This window comes from Streptomyces sp. NPDC003011 (assembly GCF_053591515.1).
On sequence record NZ_JBSFTY010000025.1, the window covers coordinates 25,555 to 44,179 of the forward strand.

Here is an 18,625-nt window from a genome sequence, read left to right on the forward strand (position 1 = left end):
GCGCGGCCGGATGCGGTGGTGGAACGCTGGGCGGCCGGATGCTCACGCGGTGCCGGTGCCCGCGGTGCGGCGACGGGGCTTCCAGCCGCGGCGGGGAACGGAGTCGAGCAGCGTACGGGTGTACGGGTCCTGCGCGTTGTCCAGTACGGAGCCGGTGGCGCCCCGTTCGACGATCCGGCCGCGGTGCATGACCACGATCTCGTCGCAGACGTGCCGCACGATGCCGAGGTCGTGGGTGATGAACAGGTAGGCGACGCCGGTCCGTTCGCGGATCTCCCGCAGCAGGGTGACGATCTGCGCCTGGACCGAGACGTCGAGCGCGGCGACCGCCTCGTCGAGCACCAGCACCCGCGGGCGTACGGCCAGCGCGCGGGCGATGGCGACGCGTTGGCGCTGGCCTCCGGACAGGGCGCGGGGCAGGGACTGGGCCTGCCGGGTGTCGAGCCCCACCTGGTCGAGCAGTTCGGCCACCCGCGTGTCGAGGGCACTGCCCCGCAGGTCGGTGTGGAGCGCGACGACCTCCCCGAGGCAGTCACCGGCCCGCTGACGCCGGTCCAGGGACGCGTACGGATCCTGGAAGACCATCTGCACGTCCCGGGCGGTGCGGCCGCGCTCGGCGGCCCGGGCCCTGCGGCGGCCGGGCATCTCCCGGCCGCTCCACCGGACGGTGCCCTCGGTCGGCCGCTCCAGGCCGGCCAGCATGAGCGCGGTGGTGGTCTTGCCCGAGCCGGACTCGCCGACCACGGCCAGTGAGCCGCCGGGCGGCAGGGACAGGGTGACGTCGTCGACCGCGACGAAGTCGCCGAAGGTCTTGCGCAACCCGACCGCTTCCAGCACGGGCGGCGCGGCGGTCTCGGTGGACTTCACGGGCACTCCTGTCGGTGCCGTTCGCCGCGAAGCGCGGCCGGACCCGGGGAGGGATGGGGGGACGGATGCGGGGACGGATGCCGAGACGGATGCGGGAAGTGGCAGGCGGCGAGGCCGTCGCCGACGGGTGCCAGGTCCGGGCTCTCGGTCCGGCAGCGGTCCTGGACCGCCGCGCAGCGGGGTGCGAAGGCGCAGCCGGGGCCGGTCTCGAACGCCGAGAGCGGCCTGCCCGCGATGGCCCGCAGCGGCTGCGCCCCGGCTCCTGGGTCGGGCCGGGAGGCGAGCAGGGCGCGGGTGTACGGGTGACGGGCGTCGTCGTGCAGCCGTCCGGCGGGCAGTTCCTCGACCGCCGAGCCCGCGTACATGACGGCGATGCGGTCGCAGACGGCCGAGGCCAGCGCCAGGTCGTGGGTGATGAACAGCATCGCGAGCCCGCGGCGCACGCGGGCCTCGTCGATGATGGCCATGACCTCGGCCTGGGTGGTGACGTCGAGGGCGGTGGTGGGTTCGTCCGCGAGCAGCAGCCGGGGTTCGCCCAGCAGTGCCGCCGCGATCATCACGCGTTGCAGCAGGCCGCCGGAGAGTTCGGACGGGCGCTGGCGCAGCCGCCGCGGCGCGTCCGCGATCCCGGCCTCGCGCAGCAGGGCGGTGGCCTTGGCCTCCGCCTCCTTGCGGCGCGTTCCCCGGGTCGTGATCAGCCCTTCGGTGAGGAAGTCCCCGATGGTGCGCAAGGGGTTGATGTGTGCCCGGGGGTCCTGGAAGATCATCGCCGCTCCGTGGCTGCGCAGGGCGCGCAGTGCGGCCGGGTCCATGGCGGTGACGTCGGTTCCGTCGAAGCGGACCGCGCCGCTGACCTGGGCGCCCGGCGGCAGCAGGCGCAGCACCGCGCGGGCGGTGAGCGACTTGCCGGAGCCGGACTCGCCCACCAGGCCCACCGCGCTGCCCGCCGGTACGGCGAGGTCCACGCGGTGGATGACGGCGCGGTGTCCGCCCTTGACCGGCAGTGTGACGTGCAGTGCGTCGAACTCCAGCAGGGGTGTCTCGGTCGCGTGGAGGTTCACCGGTTCTCTCCCCACAGCCGCCGGGACAGCTCGCCGCCGAGCAGATTGCAGGCGACGACGAACACGACGATCACCACACCGGCGTAGAGCGCCTGTTCGGGCCGGCCGGCGAGGATGCCCGGGGAGCCGTTGGCCACCATCAGGCCCCACTCGGCGGTGGGCGGCTGGGAGCCGAGCCCGATGAACGAGAAGGCGGCCACGTCGAGCATCGTGTAGCCGAAGGAGGTGGTCGCCTGCACCAGGACCAGCGGCAGCAGGTTGGGCACCAGGTGCCGCAGGCAGATCCGCCGGCCGGACATGCCGAGCATGCCCAGCGCCGAGATGTACGGCAGGGAGCGCTCGCGCAGCGCCGCGCCGCGCACGATGCGGGCGATGTAGGGCAGGTAGGCGACGGAGAGGGTGGCCACGGCGATGTCGAGTCCGGCGCCGAAGACGGCCGCGCCGACCACGGCGAGGACGAGGCCGGGGAAGCCGAAGACGACGTCCAGCGCGCCGGAGACGACCCGGTCGTACCAGCCGCCGAGCCAGGCGGCGCTGACCGCGAGCGCGGTGCCGACGACGCCGGCGGTGACGGTGACGAGGGCGGGCGCCAGCAGGCTGGGCCGGGCCCCGTACAGGAGCCGGGAGAGGATGTCCCGGCCGGTGTCGTCGGTACCGAGCCAGTGCGCCGCCGAGCTGGGCTGCGACACCGCCAGCGGGTCCACGGCGTTCGGGTCGTACGGTGCGAGGAGCGGGGCGGACACGGCGGCGAGGACCACCAGGGCGACGACCGTGCCGGCGGCGATGAGGACGCCCCGGCCGCGGGTGAGGCGGCCGACGCGGCCGAGCCGGAGGCGGCCGCCCGCGAGGGCGGCCACTTGGTAGGTGCTCACGTGCTTCCTCCCAGCGGGACGCGGTGGTCCAGCGCGGCGGTGGCCAGGTCCACGGCGGTGTTGATCACGGTGAACGCCACCACGGTCAGCAGCGCCACGGCCTGGACCACGGCCAGGTCCTGCTTGGCGGCGCTCTGGATCAGCAGCGCGCCGATGCCGTTGACCCCGAACGCCTGTTCCACGATCGAGCAGCTCGCGATCAGGCCCGCGACCGCGACGCCCGAGACGGAGGTGATCGGTCCGCAGGCGTTGCGCAGGATGTGCTTGCGGATGATGAACCGCTCCCCGATGCCCCGGCTGCGGGCCGTCTGGACGTGCTCGGAGCCCAGCTCCGTCCGGACCGCGGCCCGGGTCACCTGGGTGACGTAGGCCAGCCAGGACGCGGCGAGCGCGAGGGCGGGCAGGGTGAGGTGCTCGACGCGGTCGCCGAAGCCGGTGCCGGCGCCGTAGGCGGGGAACCACGGCAGGCGCACCGCCAGGAACCAGATCAGCAGCACCGACATCACGAAGGTGGGGATCGCCATGAGCGTGGTGGAGACGGCGGTGACGGCCGTCTCCGCCCAGCCGCCGCGCAGTGCGGCGACCGTGCCCAGGGCCACGCCGGGGACGACGATGACGACGGCGGCGTAGGCGATGAGGAACAGGGTGTTGCCGGCCCGGGCGGCCAGCAGGTGGGCTACGGAGTCCTGGTAGCTGAGGGACTGGCCGGCGTCGCCGCGCAGCATGCCGGTCAGCCAGCGCCAGTAGCTCTGGAGGAACGGGTCGTCCAGGTGGTACTGGCGGTGGATCTCGGCCAGCAGCTCGGCGCTGGGCGGTTTGCCGCCGCCGACCAGCAGGGTGGCGGGATCGCCCGGCGAGAGGAACAGCGCGCCGTAGATGACGACGCTGGCGACGAGGAGGGTCACCGCCAGCGTCGCGGCGCGGCGGGCGACGAAGCGGGCGATCACGAGGCCGCCTCGCCGGTGGCGCCGAGGTAGGCCGCCCACGGCATGTTGATGTACGCGAAGGACGCGGGGGCGCCGCTGAGCCGCTTGTTGAGGAACATGCGCTCGTAGGGCGAGGCGATGGGCAGCAGGGGGAGGTCCTTGGTGTAGAGCGCCTGCGCCCGGGTGAACAGGTCGGCCGACCGCTCGGGGTCCAGGGTGGCCTGGGCCTCGCCGAGCAGGGCGCTGACCTTGTCGTTGTGGTACTTCGTCCAGTTGAACAGGGAATCGGAGGCGGTCAGCAGCTGGGCGTAGGAGAGGGCTTCGGGGATCTCGACGTAGCCCATGACCATGGTGGCGTCCAGGCCCTCGCGCAGGGAGGCGTCGTAGAAGAGGCCGGACATCTGCGTCGGCTGGAGCTGCTTGATGACGATCTCGATGCCGATCCTCTCGCCGCCGGCCCGGAGGAAGGTGAGGGTCTGCAGGGACTGCTGGTCACCGGCGGGGATGGCCACGGAGATGGTGCGCTGCTCGGTGGTGGCCCGGGCGACCAGCTTCTTCGCCCGGTCCACGTCGACACCGGGGACGGCGGGCAGGGCGTCGTAGCCCTTGGCGTAGACGGAGGACGCCTCGTTCTTCTGCCACACGAACGGCGGGACGAAGGTCTTCAGCTTCTGGGCCGCGCCGTCGTACACGTTCTTGACGAGGGCGTCGCGGTCGAGCACGAGGGAGAGCGCCTGGACGATCTTCGGGTCCGCGAGGGGCGAGGAAGGGCTGGTGGCGGTGAGGTAGTTGGTCTGGGCGGAGGGGCCGTAGTAGACGGTGCCGGCGCTGGAGGAGCGCAGCGTCCTGGCGGCGGCGGAGCTGATCTCGTAGCTGCCGTCGATCTGGCCGGACAGCAGGGCACTCGCCAGGGTGGAGCTGTCGGTGACGAACGTGAACGTCACCTGCCTGGCCTTGGGCTTGAGGGAGGTGTCCCAGTAGGCGTCGTTGCGCCGGACGGTGATGGACTCGCCCGGCTTCCACGACGTGAGTTCGAAGGGGCCGGTGCACATCAGGCCGCCCTTGGCGGTGCCGTAGGAACGCCCCGCCTTCTTGACGTAGGACGCCTCGCTGACCGCTCCGAAGCCGTTCACCAGGGCCTTGAGGAAGAGCACGTCGGGCTTGGTGAACCGGACGGTCACCTGGTGTGCGCCGGTGGCCCTGATCGACTCGACGCTCGCGAAGAGGGTGGCGTTGACGCTCTGCGTCGCGGGATCGCGCTGGCGCTCCAGACCGGCGACCACGTCGTCCGCGGTCATGGGGTGGCCGTTCCAGAAGGTGACGCCCTTACGGAGGTTGAGCACCAGGGTCGTGGAGTCCGGCTGGTCCCAGGAGGAGGCCAGGCCCGGGCCGACGGAGTAGTCCGCCTTCAGCCGCAGCAGGGAATCACAGAGGTTGGACTCGACGGTGCTGGGCGAGTAGTCGCCGACCCGGGCCGGGTCCAGCGTCGTCGGCTCGCCCATGGGCAGGTTCCACGTGACGTTGTCCAGGGCGCCCGTGGCGGCGGGCGTGGTGGTGGTGAGTTTCGGGGCGGCCGGCGCGGTGCTGGTGCCGGCGGAGCCCGACGTACATGCGGTCGCCGTCAGCAGGACGCACGCGGCGAGGGCGACGGAGGCGGTGGTTCTGGGAGCCTGCATGGGGAGTCCTCAGGGAAGGGAAGTGCTGCGGAGAAGGTCCTCGGGCCGGTGTCGGACGCGTGCGGGCGCGGGGCGGGTACGGAGGAGTGGGCCGCGGGGCGGGTGCGGAGGAGTGGGCCGCGGGGCTTCAGGAAGCCGTCGGCCGCGGTGCGACCGTGACGGTCAGGCGGGACGGGTACGCGCCGCCGGTGCGCAGGGTCTGGGTGCTGGGCTTGGCGGTGAGCGCCGTCCAGGGGTTCTCGCCGGTCCCGGTGGCGGGCAGGTAGAGGGGATGGTCGCTGCCGGCCAGCAGCAGGGCGAGCCGGTGACCGGGGCGCAGCCGGTAGCCGGTGTGGCCGAGGTCCAGGTGGATCTCACCGGTCGTCCCGGCGGTGCCGACGGAGCGCTGGCCGCGGGCGATCTGGGTGGCCCGGCCGTCCGGGGCGAGGTCGAGGAGCTTGGCGAACACGTCGAACAGCGGGGCGCTGCTGGTGGCATGGAGCTCCAGGCCCAGCGGTCCCGCCAGGTCGAGCGGTTCCGCCAGCACCGGCCCGGAGAACGTCAGCGTGTCGTCGCGGTCGGCGAGCGGTGCCAGGTCGGGGTGGGTCTGGAGGTGGGCGAAGGAGTTGTCGAGCGGTGAGGGCACCGGGGACTCCGGGTCGTGGACCCAGCGCACGTCCTGTTCGTCCTGGGCGGGCGCGTCGGCGAGCAGGCCGCCCGGCAGCGGTTCGGCCGCGCGGGCCGGTTCGGCGAGCCAGAAGGTGCGTACGGTGCTGCCGGCCGGCGGCCAGGTCCGCGAGGTCCGCCATTCGGCGTGGCCCAGTTCCCAGGTCACCTTGGACAGTGAGGTCACCGGGCGGACGCCCTTGAGGAAGACGTCGAAGAAGTCGACGGCCGGGCCGACATAGCCCGGCAGCATGCGGTCGAGGGCCGCCTCGCTGGTGTTGTGGTCGTCCTCGTCGCACACCGGCGCGTCGGCGAGGCGGTAGTTCTCGTGGTCGACGGCTCCCGCCCACAGGTACTGGACGGCGTCCCAGCCCGGCCGGGAGGCCAGTTCCAGGTAGTCCCGCAGGTGCGCGGCGAGGATGTTGTCGAACCAGCCGACGCAGTGCAGCACCGGGACCGGCCGCGCGTCGAAGGGGTGCAGTCCGCTCTGCGTGGACAGTCCGGCCTGCCGGGGCGCCAGCAGGTCGAACCAGAGGGAACGCGCCCCGATGGCCGCGAAGGCCTGTTCGTACTGTTCGATGACGGGCCGCAGGGAGCGGTCCGGCTGGTATTCGTAGGTGTCGTTGTCCACCCAGTGGTGCGCGAAGTACTCGATGCCTTCCAGCCAGACCGGCTGCGGCTGTCCCTCGGGCCGCCAGATCGCGGCGAAGTCGGCGGCGGTCACGCGCGGCACGATCGCCCGCAGCGCCGGATGCTGTGCGGCGACCGCGGCCCACTGGGTGAAGCCGTAGTAGGAGTCGCCGAACATGCCCACCCGGCCGTCCGACCAGGACTGGTGCACGACCCAGTCGATGGTGTCGTAGCCGTCCTCGCGTTCACGCAGGAAGGGGACGGTCGCGCCGCCGGAGCGGAACTTCCCGCGCACGTCCTGCGCCACCACGGCGTAGCCGCGCGCGGTGAACAGGCGGGCGATGCGGTCGGCGTACACGTACCGGCTGTTCTTGTCGTAGGGCAGGCGGACCAATACCGCCGGGTACGCGGCCTCGTCGTCCGTCGCGCCGGTGGCCCGCGCCGGGAGGTAGACGTCGGTGGCCAGTCGTACGCCGTCGCGCATACGGACCATGTGCTGGCGGGCATCGGCGGCGACGGGCGCGGCGGTGACCCGCTCGAAGGAGAAGGGCATGGGCACGGGCATGGGCATGGGAGAACTCCAGCCAAATGAAATACAACGACGTTGTGCAACGGCGTTGTATGACAACATTGCAGCTGTTCTTCACCCGGTCAACACTTCACTTGAAGGTCGATGACATGCCGATCGAGGTAGACGAGGCACGGCGGCTCGACGAGATCGCCGCCGCCACCATCCAGGTAGCCCGCGAGCGCGGTGTGCGCGCCGTGACCATCCGCGCGGTCGCGGAACAGCTCGGCGGATCCACGGCCATGATCACCAACTACGTCCCGAGCCGGGCCGGCCTCATGGTCAACGCGCTGCGCCACGCGGAGGAGGAGTGGGGACGCGAGGTGGAGGAGGAACTCGACGGCCTCGACGGGCCGGCACGCCTGACGGCCCTCGCCCGCTGGATGTGCACGACCAGGGGGGACGACGAGGTGATGCGGCGGTTGCTGATGGAGACCATCAGCGCGGGCCCGGCCGCCGGGCACGAGGTCGAGCAGGCCCGGTCCGACACCGCGCGCGCCCACCACGAGTCACTGGCGGCCGTGATCAGCGAGGCGGGTCCCGCCCTCCCGCCGTCCGCCGCGGACATCCTCCACCTGCTGTTCCGGGGGTACTGGCTCGCCGCCCTCGAAGACCCCGAGGGCTGGCCCGCCGAACGCGGGACCCGGGCCGCGCTGGCCACCCTGGAACTGCTGCGGGCGGAAGCAGCCACGGAGGCGTCGGCCGAGTGACGCCACTCCGGCGACCGGCCGGGAGGCCGCTGGGTGCCACCGGGGGTTGCCGCTGGGGTCGCCGGGGGGCCTTGACAAGCCGCGAGGCGCGCATGAGGGTGAGGTCCACCGGGAGATGCAACAACGTTGTACAACGTCATTGCGTGCCCACCACTGCTTCCCTTTGCCCGCCGTGCCCGTGCCGTGCCCCTGCCCGTGCCCGTGCCCGCTGTCCGGCCCGCAAGGCCGGTTTCGCCGTACCGCCGCTCTCCGACGTCTCGCCGCCTTCGCTGTCCGCGGCGCCGGAGCGGCCTTTCGTCGTCCCGCCGTCCGACCGGGCCGTGGCCCGGTCCTTCGGCCTTCCTCCCTAAGGCGATCATGGAATCCCAGAACCCGGCCGCCCAGCTGTGGCAGCGCTCCGCCACCGAGCTGGCCGCCGCCATCCGCGCCCGCGACATCTCCTCCACCGAGGTCGTGCGGTCCTGTCTGGAGCGCATCGAGGAGACCAATCCACAGCTGGCGGCGCTGGTCGACCTCCGCCCCGACGAGGCGCTCGCCGAGGCCCGCCGGGCCGACGAGGCCGTTGCCGCCGGCGCCGAACTCGGGCCGCTGCACGGCGTACCGGTGTCCACCAAGATCAATACGGACCAGCGGGGCCATGTCACCAGCCATGGCGTGCCTGCCCTCGCCGGCGCCCCGGCGGAGGACGACGCGGCGTGCGTGGCCGCGCTGCGGGACGCCGGTGCGGTGCTGCTCGGGCGGAGCAACGCCCCCGCGTTCTCCTACCGCTGGTTCTCCACCAACGAGTTGCACGGCCGCACCCTCAACCCCTGGGATCCGGCACGCACCCCCGGCGGGTCCAGCGGCGGCGCGTCCAGCAGCCTCGCCGCGGGCATGACCCCCCTCGCGCAGGGCAACGACATCGGCGGCTCGATCCGTTACCCGGCCGCGTGCTGCGGTGTGGTCGGCGTCCGCCCCACCGTCGGCCGGGTCTCCGGCTGGGCGCCGCCCGCCTGCGTCGACACGCCCGCCGGCCGCATCCAGCTCGACTTCCCGCCCACCGTGCACGCCTGCGCGGTCGAGGGGCCCCTGGCCCGGACCGTGGCCGACGCCAGGCTCGCGCTGCGCGTCATGACCACGCCCGACCTGCGGGATCCCTACGGCGTCCCGGCCGCTCCCGCCGACCTGCCGCACGGCCCGAAGGCCGCGGTCAGCGTCGTCCGCGGCATCGGCACCGTGAAGAACCACCCCGGCGTCGACCGGGCCGTGGACGACGCCGTCGCCCGGCTGACCGACGCCGGGTACGAGGTCGAGGAGCTCGACGGCCTGCCGCTGCTCGCCGAGGCCGCGCGCATCTGGTCGCTGCTCGTCTACGAGGACTTCCGGCCGACGCTGCCGCTGGTCCATCAGGTGGGAGACCAGGACATCCGTACCTCCCTGGAGTACTCCTTCGCGGCGGCGGCGTCCGTGTGGGGCGAGAGCCCCTCACTGGAGACGTACATCAACGGCTGGGCACGCCGGTCCACGCTCATCACCCGGCTCCAGGAACTGCTGGGCACCGACCGGATCCTGCTCACACCGGTCTCGGCCGAGCTGCCCTTCGAACAGGACGCCGACCTCGTCAGCCCGGAGCGGGCCGCCGAACTCGTCACCGCGATGTGGCCGATGACCGCCGTTCCCCTCCTGGGCTTCCCCGCCGTCACCGTGCCGTCGGCGCTCGTGGACGGTCTGCCGGTCAGCGTCCAGCTCATCGGCGGCCGCTTCGCGGAGGACCGCATCCTCGACGCCGCCCAGGCCATCGAGGACCGCACCCCGCGCTTCACACCACCCCTCATGGGCGACCGCGCCTGACCCACCCGGAGGGGCGTGCGGAGCCATCCGCTCCCACCCCGGACCGATGCCAGTCGGTCCGTGACCGGCCATCTGTGCGCACTCTTCCAGCTTCCCCACGGCCTCGGCATACCTGTGCGCCGCGAGATGAAGCCCAGGTCGACGAGAGTGATCGCATGCTCCGTGGGCACGGGACCCGGGACACGGGACCAGGCGGCTCCGTGCCCGAACGGGAGAGGCCGGGCCGTTTCCGTCCCTCCTTCGGAGGGAACCCGGCGAGATCGCACCACCGACCGGAGGAACTGTCATGGCTGGCCACAACGACCGACACGGTGACGCGCACGACCGGGCCCGCAGCGCCGACGAGCCCGGCGCCCACTCGGGTGCGGAACGGCAGGCGCAGGAGCGGTCGATACCGGGGACGGCGAGCGCCAAGGAGGGCTACCAGACGGATCAGGGCACCGTGGCGGGCAAGCCCCTGGAAGGCGTCGAGAAGGAGGACCGGGACGAGACCGGGCACACCGCCGAGGCCGCCGAGGAGCGTCGGTCCGGCAGCGGAACCGGGGCCTGAGCGCGGGCAAGCTGCCTTGCGCGGTCCGAGTGAGAGACCACCGGCCGGAGTGGAGGACCACCGGCCGGTGGGACGACGCCGACGTTCACCTGCGTGGTCTGCCGGAGAGGGAAGCGGGCAGAACGCTCCTGCCGGCCGCAGTGGTGTCGCCAGGTGCCTCGCGTAGGCAGGCGGTGATCTGTTTCCCCCGGGCGTGGGGCGCGACGACGACTCTCTCACTGACCCTGTGCACGAGGTGGAGTCCGTGGCCTCCGACGCGATGCCGGTCGCCCTGGCGCACCGTAGGTTCCTCGGTGGAGGTGTCCCACACAGTGATCGTCAATTCTTCACCGGCCAACTGCACGATCAGCCCGCAGGGGCCGGGGGCGTGCCGGATGGCGTTGGTGACCAGTTCGCTGACAGTGAGTTCCGCGTCCAGCGTCAGCGGGGCGGAGACGCGGTGGCGGCCGGTATGCCGGGCGTGGGCGAGAAAGGCGCGCAGGGCCCGGCGCGCGTCGACGGCGCGGGCCGCGCCGTCGTCCCACACCGCGCTGCAGCGCAGCGTGGCGTGCTCGTCCCTGCCCTGCTCATCTGCCGCCTGCTTCATAAGCGGGATGACCATGTGTGTTCTTTCGTTGCGGTCGCCGCTCGGGGCGGCTTTCGGTCGTGCGTCTACCCGGGGGCCGACCGCGCACACCATGGGCGACCTTTCGACGCCTGCCCGTTCGTTGCGCCGCGCAGGTATGTCCGTCCGGCGCCCGCCGAAGGGCTGCGCCCCGTGACGGAACTGGTGGTGCTCGTGGGGCTCCAGGCATCCGGGAAGTCCACGTTCTACCAGCGATGCCTGCGGGACCGTCACCTGCTGGTGAGCAAGGACCTCTTCCCGCGCTCGGCCCGGCACAAGCAGGCACGGCAGATGCGGCTGGTCGAGGAGGCCCTGGCGGCGGGCCGCTCGGTGGCGGTGGACAACACCAACCCCTCTCCCGAGGAGTGGGGTCCGCTGGTGGCCGCGGCCCGCGCGCACGGAGCCGCCGTCACCGCGTACTGGTTCCCGCCGGACCTTGCGGGCTCACTGCGGCGCAACGCCGAGCGCACGGGCCGCGCCCACGTGCCCGACGTGGGTTTCCACGCCACGCTGCGGCGGCTGCGCCGGCCTTCGCCCGCCGACGGCTTCGACGCCGTGTACGACGTGCGGTTCGACGGGCGGGGCGGCTTCGAGGTACGGCCGGCGGGTGGCTCGCCCGGCTGAGAGGGCCGGTGCGAGGACGTCACACGGGCGTCAACGCCCGCTCGCTCGGCACCCGTACGTCCCGAACGGCGAAGCCGCTGCGCACCCGCGCCGGGATCCGCCGCAGGGAGATCCGCAGGTCCTGGTCGGGGACGGTGTAGTCGAGGCGCGCCAGGCGGAGCGCGAGGGCCTCCAGCAGCCCGATGGTGAGGCCCTCACCGGGGCAGCGGTGGCCGGTGCGCGGTTCGCCACCGCCCTGCGGGATCAGTTCGTCGCGCTCGACCGCGTGCTGGAGGAACCGCTCCGGACGGAAGACGTACGGGTCGCCCCACAGTTCCTCGTCGTGGTTCTGCCCGAAGACGTCGAGGAGCACCATCCCGCCGGCCGGCACCGAGACGCCCCGCCAGGACACATCCCGTACGGCGAGGCCGCCGAGGAAGGGGGCGAACGGGTAGAAGCGGCGCACCTCGTGCACGAACGCGGCGGTGTAGGCGGTGTCGCCGGCGCGCAGCCGTTCGCGCTGGTTCGGCTGCAGATGCAGCGCGTGCGCCGTGTAGGCGACGAACCAGCAGACGGCGACGGTCGGCCGGACGACGTTCAGCAGCTCGACGGCGGCCGTGTGCGGGTGCAGCAGCTCGCCGTCGGCCTCGCGGTGCCGGCACACAGCGGCGAGCACCGACTCCTCGGGGGCGGTGACCCGGCCCGAGCGGACGTCCTCGACCAGCCGGGTGAAGCGTTCCTCCTGCCGGCTGCGGGCGTGCCGGGCCCGCCAGTGCCGTGGCCCGCCGGTGGCGAAGCCGTCGACCATGGCGACCAGGTCACGGGCGAGGTCCTGCGCCTCTCCGGCGCCCTCGTCGAGCGGGACGCCCGCCCAGCGGCACACGCCGCGGGTGAGCACCACGCTCGCCGCGTCGAACAGCACGGCCCCTCCGGACCCGCTCCACTCCCGTACCGCGTCGTCCCACGCGGGGATGACGTGTTCGACGAGGCCGGCGATCCGGTCGGCGTGCAGCAGCGGCAGGAAGAACTCCTTGCGGGCGCGGTGGGCGCCGCCGTCCAGGGTGTGGACGGCGTCGTGGCCGAACAAGGTGCTCAGCACCGGTCCCGGGAGGGCGCCGGAGCGCTGCACGTTCTCCTCGTCGTAGAAGAACCGGACGGCCTCCGGTCCGCGCACGGCGAGCGCGGGCTTGCCCATCACACGGGTGCGGGCCACTCCGTCGGGGCGCTCGCGCAGCAGGCCGGGCAGCCAGGTGTAGCCCTGGGCGAGCGCAGACAGGGAACGGTCGATCACGGGTGAACTCCGTACGTCCATGGCCGCCGAGTGTCCGCGCCACGGCTGGGACACGCGCGGGCGGTTCACACGGCTGGGTCGGATGGTGAGGATTGCGCAACGTCTCGTGTGCCTGGATCGGGTCCTCGAAGTCGGGTACCGGGGGCGGGGCCACGCGTCGAGCCCCTCGTTCCCTCCCCCGGCTCGTCACTCCCCCGGCCCGGCGCCCAGGCGTGCACCCCGGCCCGCACCCGTGTCGCGGTGCTTCCCGGACGGACGGTGCAGGCTGGGGCGTGGCGGCCCGCCTCAGTCGGTGGACAGGGCCTGGACCAGGTCGCCGACCTTCGGGTCGGGCAGGGAGCGGGCGACGTCCGCCTGGGCGACCATGCCGACCAGGTCGTGTCCGTCGATCACCGGCAGGCGGCGCACCTTGTGCTGGGTCATGGTGCGCAGGATCTCGTCCACGTCGTCGTCGGCGCCGATGGTGACGGCTTCGCCCTGGGCGAGGTCACCGGCCGGACAGGTGGCGGGGTCCTTGCCCGCGCCGAGGACCTTCACCACGATGTCCCGGTCGGTGAGCACTCCCTTGAGCTTGTTGTCGGTGCCGCAGATCGGCAGGGCGCCGACACCGAGGTCCTTCATCTTGCGAGCGGCGTCCAGCACCGTCTCCTCGGCGCCGATGCACTCGGCCCCGCCGGTCATGATGTCCCGCGCCTTGGTCATCGTGTTCCCTTTCCCTGGGCGTTGCGTATTCGGCCCGGGCCCGTGCGGGGGCCCGGACAGATCACACGGTCGGTGGATGTCGCATGTGTTCCCAGACAGCACGGGCCATAACGAAACGCTTCACGGCTGATCCCGAACAGCCCACCGGCCAGGCGCCGCCCGTCCGCCGTGCAGCCCGGCTCGGCCCCGGCGTCGACGGGTGTCACCCCGCTGGACGACCTGACCCGGGGCTGCGCTCGCCGTACGGGGGCCCCGTAACGTCACGGGACCTTCACACCGTCGGATCGATGGCCGGGCGCCGCGCGGGCACCCGGTGACGGCTGTCTGCCGTGAGGGAGCCCGAACCGTGGTCATCGTCGCGTGCCTGCTGCTGCCGAGCGTGGGCGTGATGCTGTACGGCATGATCCTCGTCGAGGACTGGCTGATGCGCACGTCCCGGCCGCCCCGCCATGCCCGTGCCCGGCACCTGCGCCTGATCCAGGGCGGCGGACAGGGCGGCGGGCAGGGAGGCGGGCAGGTGTCCGGCGCGCGTCCGCAGGCCGGTCGGCGGAGGTCCGGCGCCGCCTGACCGCGCCGACATCGGGGCAGGCCGCCCCGATGTGCCGTGCTCGCGGCTTCACGTGCTCGCGGGATCACGCGGCCACCAGGACGGTCAGTCGGGGACGCTGCCCAAGGTCGGATAGCTGGGCAGTACCTGGTCGGTGCCGGTCAGCGCCAGCATGTGCCGCACGCGTTCACTGGGTGCGATCAGCACCAGGCGGGCGCCGGTGGTCCTGGCCGTACGGTAGGCGGCGATCAGGCAGGTCAGGCCGGTGGAGTCCATGAACGCGACGCCGGACAGGTCGGCGAGCACGGTATGGCCTGCGGCGCGCAGGAGGGGCAGCAGAGCGTCCGAGAGGCGCAGGGCGGTGCGCAGGTCGAGGACGCCCGCGGCCGTCACGAGGGAGCGGTCGGCGGCCAGGGCGCGCACGTGCACGTCCAGCTGACGGCCGTCGGGGGCGGACTGATCGGTGCTCATCGCCGCTCCTGTTCGTCGGGGCCGCTCACGGGATCAGCCTCTGCTGGTGGCCGGCGCGCCACTCGGTGAGCAGGACGGTGGCGTCGTCGTCGAGCTTGCCGTCGTGGTGTTCCAGCACGGCTGCCATCAGGCGGCGCAGCGTCTCGTGCAGGGTGTGCTCGCCGGAGTGGTGCCGCAGGATGAAGTCGGTGAACCGCTCCCGGCCGAACTGCCCGCCCTGGGCGTCGCGGGCCTCGATGACTCCGTCGGTGTACAGCAACAGGCGGTCACCGGGCTCCAGTTGCTCGCTGCGTTCGGTCACCGGCAGGCCGAGATCGGCGCCCATGGGGCCGGCCGGCGGGCAGTCCAGTTCGGTGGTCCAGCGATGACGGCGCAGCAGGACCGGCAGAGGGTGGCCGCGGTTGATCCAGGTGAGCCGGCCGGTCCTCATGTCCAGGTCGGCGAGGATCCCGGTGACGTACCGGCTGGTTCCGAACTGCTGGAGGAGGGTGTCCTCCACCTGCCGGCTGGTCTCGGTCAGTGACGCGCCCTGACGGCGGGCGTTGCGGCACGCGGCCACGGCGACGTTGGCGGTGATCCCGGCGGTGGTGTCGTGGCCCATGGCGTCGAAAACGCTCAGGTGGAGGGTGCTGCCGGCCACCGCGTAGTCGAAGGCGTCCCCGCCGACCTGGTAGGCGGGCTCCATCACGGCGCCCACGGTGGCGCCGTGTCCGGCGTAGGCGGTCGGCGGGGTGAGGTTCCACTGCATCTCGGCGGCCACGTTCATGGGCTCGGTGCGCACCAGGCGGGCGTAGGAGTCGCTGAAGGAGCGCTTGCTGAGCAGCAGCAGGGCCGTCATCGACGCCAGGTCACGCAGCGCCTGACGCACCGGTTCGCCGTCGGTGTCGGTCTCGCCCCGCAGGACACCCAGGCGCTCCACGCCGTCGGTGATCGCCACCCACCACCGCCGGCCGCTCGGACTGTCACCCGTCCTGTCCTGTTCGGGAAGCAGTTCCACACGCTGATAGGCCTGGCCGGGCAGGCTGCCCCGCACGGTGAACTCCTGCCCGCCGTCGCCTGCGCCCGTCCCCGCGCCGGTGAGCTGGCGCAGCACCGTCTCACGGAGGTCCACGACGAAGACAGCCGTGTCACGCACGCCGAACGCGGCGGCGTGCTCGGCGATCATGTCCGGGAGCTGCTCGAGCGTCGCGACATGGCTGGCCTGCATCAGCCGGACCAGTGACGCCGCGCCCAGCCTTTCAGCAGCCACACCTCACACCCCTCACCCGGCAGCCCCGCGGGCCGCCGCTCTCCGGCACAATGCGCGCCGCACGGCAGATCGACCGTCACTGGCCCCTCCCGGCCGCTCCACCGCGTACCCGTCCTCACGCATCACACGCGTTCCGGCGGCGGGCGGAACCACGGTGAACGAACCGCTGCGCGATCCGACGGGCGGCACCTACGGGCTACGCGGTACCGGGTCGGGCGCCCCATTGCTCCGCCCGTGTGGCTGTGCCGCTTTTTCCCACGGACGTGCTGGTGTTCCACGACATTGGGGGTAGACGGCTGACGTAACGGTCACAGCTCAGGAAGCGGGCGGATCGCATGGACGAGGCTGCCCGCAAGGACAGTTCCCTGGTACGCGACGAGTTGATCAGGGTCTCGGCGGCTTATGAAGGCGTTCCCGGTGACATCGCCCAGGGTCGTGAGACGGCCCGCACGTTCCTGGTGCGCCTGCAGGCCCTCCACGGCCTTCCGGTGTCCAGCCGGGCGATGGAGATCATCCAGCTGGTGGTCAGCGAGCTGCTGACGAACGCCTGCAAGTACGCGCCGGGTCCGTGCCTGCTCGATCTGGAGGTGTCCGGCGGGCGGGTCACGGTCACGGTCTGGGACAGTGACCCGACGCTGCCGGTGGCCGCGGCCACCGAGCCGGGCCGGGTGGGCCAGCACGGTCTGGAGATCGTCATGGCGGTGTGCCAGAGCTTCGAGGTGCACCGGGAGCCGGTCGGCAAGCGTATGACGGCCGCGGTCATGCTCGCGGACGACCCTGGCGGGGATCTCGCCGGGCACAATCCGTGAGCCGGCCGGGCAGTGCCGCCGGAGCAGCACGGGAAGCGGAGGTCACACCGCGCCGGCCATGGACCGGCGCCGGACAGTGGCCCGCCGGCGGTGTCGCCGGGGGACCTGTGCTGACCACCTGACGGGCCGGCCCTCGCGCTCCAGCGTCACTCCCGCGCCCTCGGCGTCGGACAGCTCCAGGGCGGCGTCGGCGAGCGTCTGCGCCGAAGCTGGACGAGAAGCAGTACGGCCAGCACGACGGCCCCTGCCTGCAGTCCCTGCGCACCGGCCAGGAGATCACCGTCGACGACATGCTGGAGGAGAGCCGCCGGGGCGACTACCCCGCCTACGCCGCCGCCTGCGGCATCCGCTCCTCCGTCTCCCTGCCGATCGCCCCCCACACGCACACCGCCGACGCCCTCAACCTGTACGTCGGCCCGCCGCACGCGTTCGCGCACACCGACCTCACCGCCCTGCGCTCCCTGGCCGACCGGGCCACCGGCGGTATCGCCCTGGCCCAGCGCATCAGCGAGACCCAGGAGTTCGCCGACCAGCGGCAGTCCGCCATGCGGTCCCGCAGCGTCATCGATCAGGCCCTCAAGGGGTCATGGGCCAGCGCCGGTGCATCGCCCGGGAGGCCTTCGGCATCCTGCGCGCCGCCTCCCAGCACCGCAACATCAAGCTCCGGGAGCTGTGCACGCGGATGACCACCGATCTCACCGGCCAGTCCCCCACCATCCCCGAACTCCGCCCCACAGGGCGGGATCCGGGCGCCGAAGGGCCGTCGAAACGCTAGGACTCGCGGTGGCACGTCCCGTCGGCATCAGGGGCGTTGGAGGGCGACGGCTGCCTGCCGGGAAACGGCCCGCACCGACTCGGTCGGCACCGGAGGGACGAACTCCCGGTCCGCAGCGGACCTTCGTGACAGCGGGCTGCCCGGCCCGCTCCCAGCCGGTCCGTGCGCCGACGATGCCCGGTGCGGGTCAGACGCCGTCGGCGACGGGCCGGGCCGGGAGGGCTGCGGAGGTGACGCCGTCGGCCTTGGCCGCGTCGGCGACGGCAGCGGCGGCGGCTTCCGCGGCCTGCGCCGCGTCGTCGGCGGCCTTGGTGGCCCGTTCGTCGTCGGAGGGCTTCTCGCGGGTGGCCGGTGACTGGGGCAGCACCTCGCTGAAGGCGCGCGACACCCCCTGCAGTGCCGAGGTCATCTCGCTGGGGATCACCCAGAAGGTACTGCCTGAGCCCTGCGCGAGCTGGGGCAGCATCTGGAGGTACTGGTAGGCGAGCAGCTTGGGGTCCGGGTCGTTGCGGTGCACGGCCTGGAACACCTCGTCGATGGCCCGGGACTGGCCCTCGGCCTGGAGGATCGCAGCGGTACGGTTGCCCTCCGCGCGAAGGACAGCGGCCTGCTTGTCGCCTTCCGCGGTGAGGATCTGCGACTGGCGTTGCCCCTCGGCTCCGAGAATCGCGGCCCGCTTGTCCCGTTCGGCCCGCATCTGCTTCTGCATCGCGTCCTTGATGGACTGCGGCGGATCGATGGCCTTGATCTCCACCCGGTTGACCCTCAGCCCCCACTTGCCGGTGGCCTCGTCCAGTACGCCACGCAGCTGGCTGTTGATGGTGTCGCGCGAGGTGAGCGTTTTCTCCAGGTCCATGGATCCCACGACGTTGCGCAGGGTGGTGACGGTGAGCTGCTCGACTCCCTGGAGGAAATTCGCGATCTCGTAGAAAGCCGCTCGCGGGTCGGTCACCTGGAAATACAGGACGGTGTCGATCTCGACGACCAGATTGTCCTCGGTGATCACCGGCTGCGGCTTGAAGGAGACCACCTGTTCCCGGAGATCGATCACCGGATGGACACGGTCGATATAGGGAATGACGAGACTGAGGCCGGGTTTCAGTGTCCGGTGGTAGCGGCCGAGCCGTTCGACATTCCGAGCGCGGGCTTGCGGCACGATGCGCACCGCCCGTACCACGGTGAACACCGCGATCAGCGCGACGATCAGACCGGCGATGAGGAACGCCGAAACTTCCATGG

20 protein-coding genes are annotated in these 18,625 nt (G+C 72.4%); 8 read left to right on the top strand and 12 right to left on the bottom strand.

The annotated features are described in order from the left end of the window. Positions 1–42 precede the first annotated feature (42 nt). The 6 genes from ACWD0J_RS15115 to ACWD0J_RS15140 form a co-directional block, all read right to left on the bottom strand. Positions 43–867 (bottom strand): ABC transporter ATP-binding protein, encoded by an 825-nt coding sequence (locus tag ACWD0J_RS15115; RefSeq protein WP_451496244.1) that lies wholly within the window; start codon positions 865–867, stop codon positions 43–45. Then, positions 864–1,928: an ABC transporter ATP-binding protein gene (locus ACWD0J_RS15120; RefSeq protein ID WP_451496245.1), complete on the bottom strand. Its 1,065-nt coding sequence runs from the start codon at positions 1,926–1,928 to the stop codon at positions 864–866. The genes ACWD0J_RS15115 and ACWD0J_RS15120 overlap by 4 nt, the downstream gene beginning before the upstream one ends. Continuing rightward, the gene (locus ACWD0J_RS15125; protein ID WP_451496246.1) at positions 1,925–2,800 is read right to left on the bottom strand and encodes an ABC transporter permease; all 876 of its coding nucleotides are present in this window, start codon (positions 2,798–2,800) and stop codon (positions 1,925–1,927) included. Before ACWD0J_RS15125 ends, ACWD0J_RS15120 begins: the two co-directional genes overlap by 4 nt. Next, positions 2,797–3,747 (bottom strand): ABC transporter permease, encoded by a 951-nt coding sequence (locus ACWD0J_RS15130; protein WP_451496247.1) that lies wholly within the window; start codon positions 3,745–3,747, stop codon positions 2,797–2,799. The genes ACWD0J_RS15125 and ACWD0J_RS15130 overlap by 4 nt, the downstream gene beginning before the upstream one ends. Beyond that, positions 3,744–5,402, bottom strand: a complete 1,659-nt coding sequence (locus ACWD0J_RS15135) for an ABC transporter substrate-binding protein (protein WP_451496248.1) — start codon at positions 5,400–5,402, stop codon at positions 3,744–3,746. Before ACWD0J_RS15135 ends, ACWD0J_RS15130 begins: the two co-directional genes overlap by 4 nt. A 127-nt stretch (positions 5,403–5,529) precedes the next feature. After that, positions 5,530–7,248 (bottom strand): CocE/NonD family hydrolase, encoded by a 1,719-nt coding sequence (locus tag ACWD0J_RS15140; protein ID WP_451496249.1) that lies wholly within the window; start codon positions 7,246–7,248, stop codon positions 5,530–5,532. Between the two features lie 107 nt (positions 7,249–7,355). On the opposite strand from ACWD0J_RS15140, the gene ACWD0J_RS15145 reads away from it, so the two are divergent. From ACWD0J_RS15145 to ACWD0J_RS15155, 3 genes are all read left to right on the top strand, one after another. Next, entirely contained in the window at positions 7,356–7,955 is a 600-nt protein-coding gene (locus tag ACWD0J_RS15145) for a TetR/AcrR family transcriptional regulator (RefSeq protein WP_451496250.1), read from the top strand. A gap of 357 nt (positions 7,956–8,312) precedes the next feature. Further along, positions 8,313–9,785: an amidase gene (locus ACWD0J_RS15150; RefSeq protein WP_451496251.1), complete on the top strand. Its 1,473-nt coding sequence runs from the start codon at positions 8,313–8,315 to the stop codon at positions 9,783–9,785. 286 nt (positions 9,786–10,071) lie between these two features. Next, the gene (locus ACWD0J_RS15155) at positions 10,072–10,335 is read left to right on the top strand and encodes a hypothetical protein (protein WP_451496252.1); all 264 of its coding nucleotides are present in this window, start codon (positions 10,072–10,074) and stop codon (positions 10,333–10,335) included. An 85-nt stretch (positions 10,336–10,420) separates the two neighbouring features. On the opposite strand, the gene ACWD0J_RS15160 is transcribed toward ACWD0J_RS15155, so the two are convergent. Continuing rightward, entirely contained in the window at positions 10,421–10,936 is a 516-nt protein-coding gene (locus tag ACWD0J_RS15160) for an ATP-binding protein (protein WP_451496253.1), read from the bottom strand. A 156-nt stretch (positions 10,937–11,092) separates the two neighbouring features. Between ACWD0J_RS15160 and ACWD0J_RS15165 the strand changes: the two genes are divergently transcribed. After that, positions 11,093–11,563 carry an AAA family ATPase gene (locus ACWD0J_RS15165; protein WP_451496254.1) on the top strand — a complete coding sequence of 157 codons (471 nt, stop codon included), beginning with the start codon at positions 11,093–11,095 and terminating at the stop codon, positions 11,561–11,563. 19 nt (positions 11,564–11,582) lie between these two features. Here ACWD0J_RS15165 and ACWD0J_RS15170 read toward each other — a convergent pair whose 3' ends face one another. Both ACWD0J_RS15170 and ACWD0J_RS15175 read right to left on the bottom strand, forming a co-directional pair. Next, positions 11,583–12,854: a cytochrome P450 gene (locus ACWD0J_RS15170; protein ID WP_451496314.1), complete on the bottom strand. Its 1,272-nt coding sequence runs from the start codon at positions 12,852–12,854 to the stop codon at positions 11,583–11,585. A 264-nt stretch (positions 12,855–13,118) separates the two neighbouring features. Next, a complete protein-coding gene (locus tag ACWD0J_RS15175; RefSeq protein WP_451496255.1) occupies positions 13,119–13,535 on the bottom strand; it encodes a CBS domain-containing protein in 417 nt (138 codons plus the stop codon). A 346-nt stretch (positions 13,536–13,881) separates the two neighbouring features. Between ACWD0J_RS15175 and ACWD0J_RS15180 the strand changes: the two genes are divergently transcribed. Next, positions 13,882–14,103, top strand: coding sequence for a hypothetical protein (locus ACWD0J_RS15180; protein ID WP_451496256.1), 222 nt, complete (start codon positions 13,882–13,884; stop codon positions 14,101–14,103). A gap of 84 nt (positions 14,104–14,187) precedes the next feature. Here ACWD0J_RS15180 and ACWD0J_RS15185 read toward each other — a convergent pair whose 3' ends face one another. Both ACWD0J_RS15185 and ACWD0J_RS15190 read right to left on the bottom strand, forming a co-directional pair. Further along, a complete protein-coding gene (locus ACWD0J_RS15185) occupies positions 14,188–14,553 on the bottom strand; it encodes an STAS domain-containing protein (protein ID WP_451496257.1) in 366 nt (121 codons plus the stop codon). Positions 14,554–14,578: 25 nt separating this feature from the next. Next, positions 14,579–15,760 (bottom strand): PP2C family protein-serine/threonine phosphatase, encoded by a 1,182-nt coding sequence (locus ACWD0J_RS15190; RefSeq protein WP_451496315.1) that lies wholly within the window; start codon positions 15,758–15,760, stop codon positions 14,579–14,581. 377 nt (positions 15,761–16,137) lie between these two features. On the opposite strand from ACWD0J_RS15190, the gene ACWD0J_RS15195 reads away from it, so the two are divergent. The 3 genes from ACWD0J_RS15195 (at position 16,138) to ACWD0J_RS15205 (ending at position 17,386) form a co-directional block, all read left to right on the top strand. Beyond that, a complete protein-coding gene (locus tag ACWD0J_RS15195) occupies positions 16,138–16,611 on the top strand; it encodes an ATP-binding protein (RefSeq protein ID WP_451496258.1) in 474 nt (157 codons plus the stop codon). Between the two features lie 275 nt (positions 16,612–16,886). After that, positions 16,887–17,297: a hypothetical protein gene (locus ACWD0J_RS15200; protein ID WP_451496316.1), complete on the top strand. Its 411-nt coding sequence runs from the start codon at positions 16,887–16,889 to the stop codon at positions 17,295–17,297. Then, positions 17,240–17,386, top strand: coding sequence for a hypothetical protein (locus tag ACWD0J_RS15205; protein ID WP_451496317.1), 147 nt, complete (start codon positions 17,240–17,242; stop codon positions 17,384–17,386). Before ACWD0J_RS15200 ends, ACWD0J_RS15205 begins: the two co-directional genes overlap by 58 nt. Positions 17,387–17,573: 187 nt before the next feature. On the opposite strand, the gene ACWD0J_RS15210 is transcribed toward ACWD0J_RS15205, so the two are convergent. Continuing rightward, a complete protein-coding gene (locus ACWD0J_RS15210; protein ID WP_451496259.1) occupies positions 17,574–18,623 on the bottom strand; it encodes an SPFH domain-containing protein in 1,050 nt (349 codons plus the stop codon). Positions 18,624–18,625: the final 2 nt, after the last annotated feature.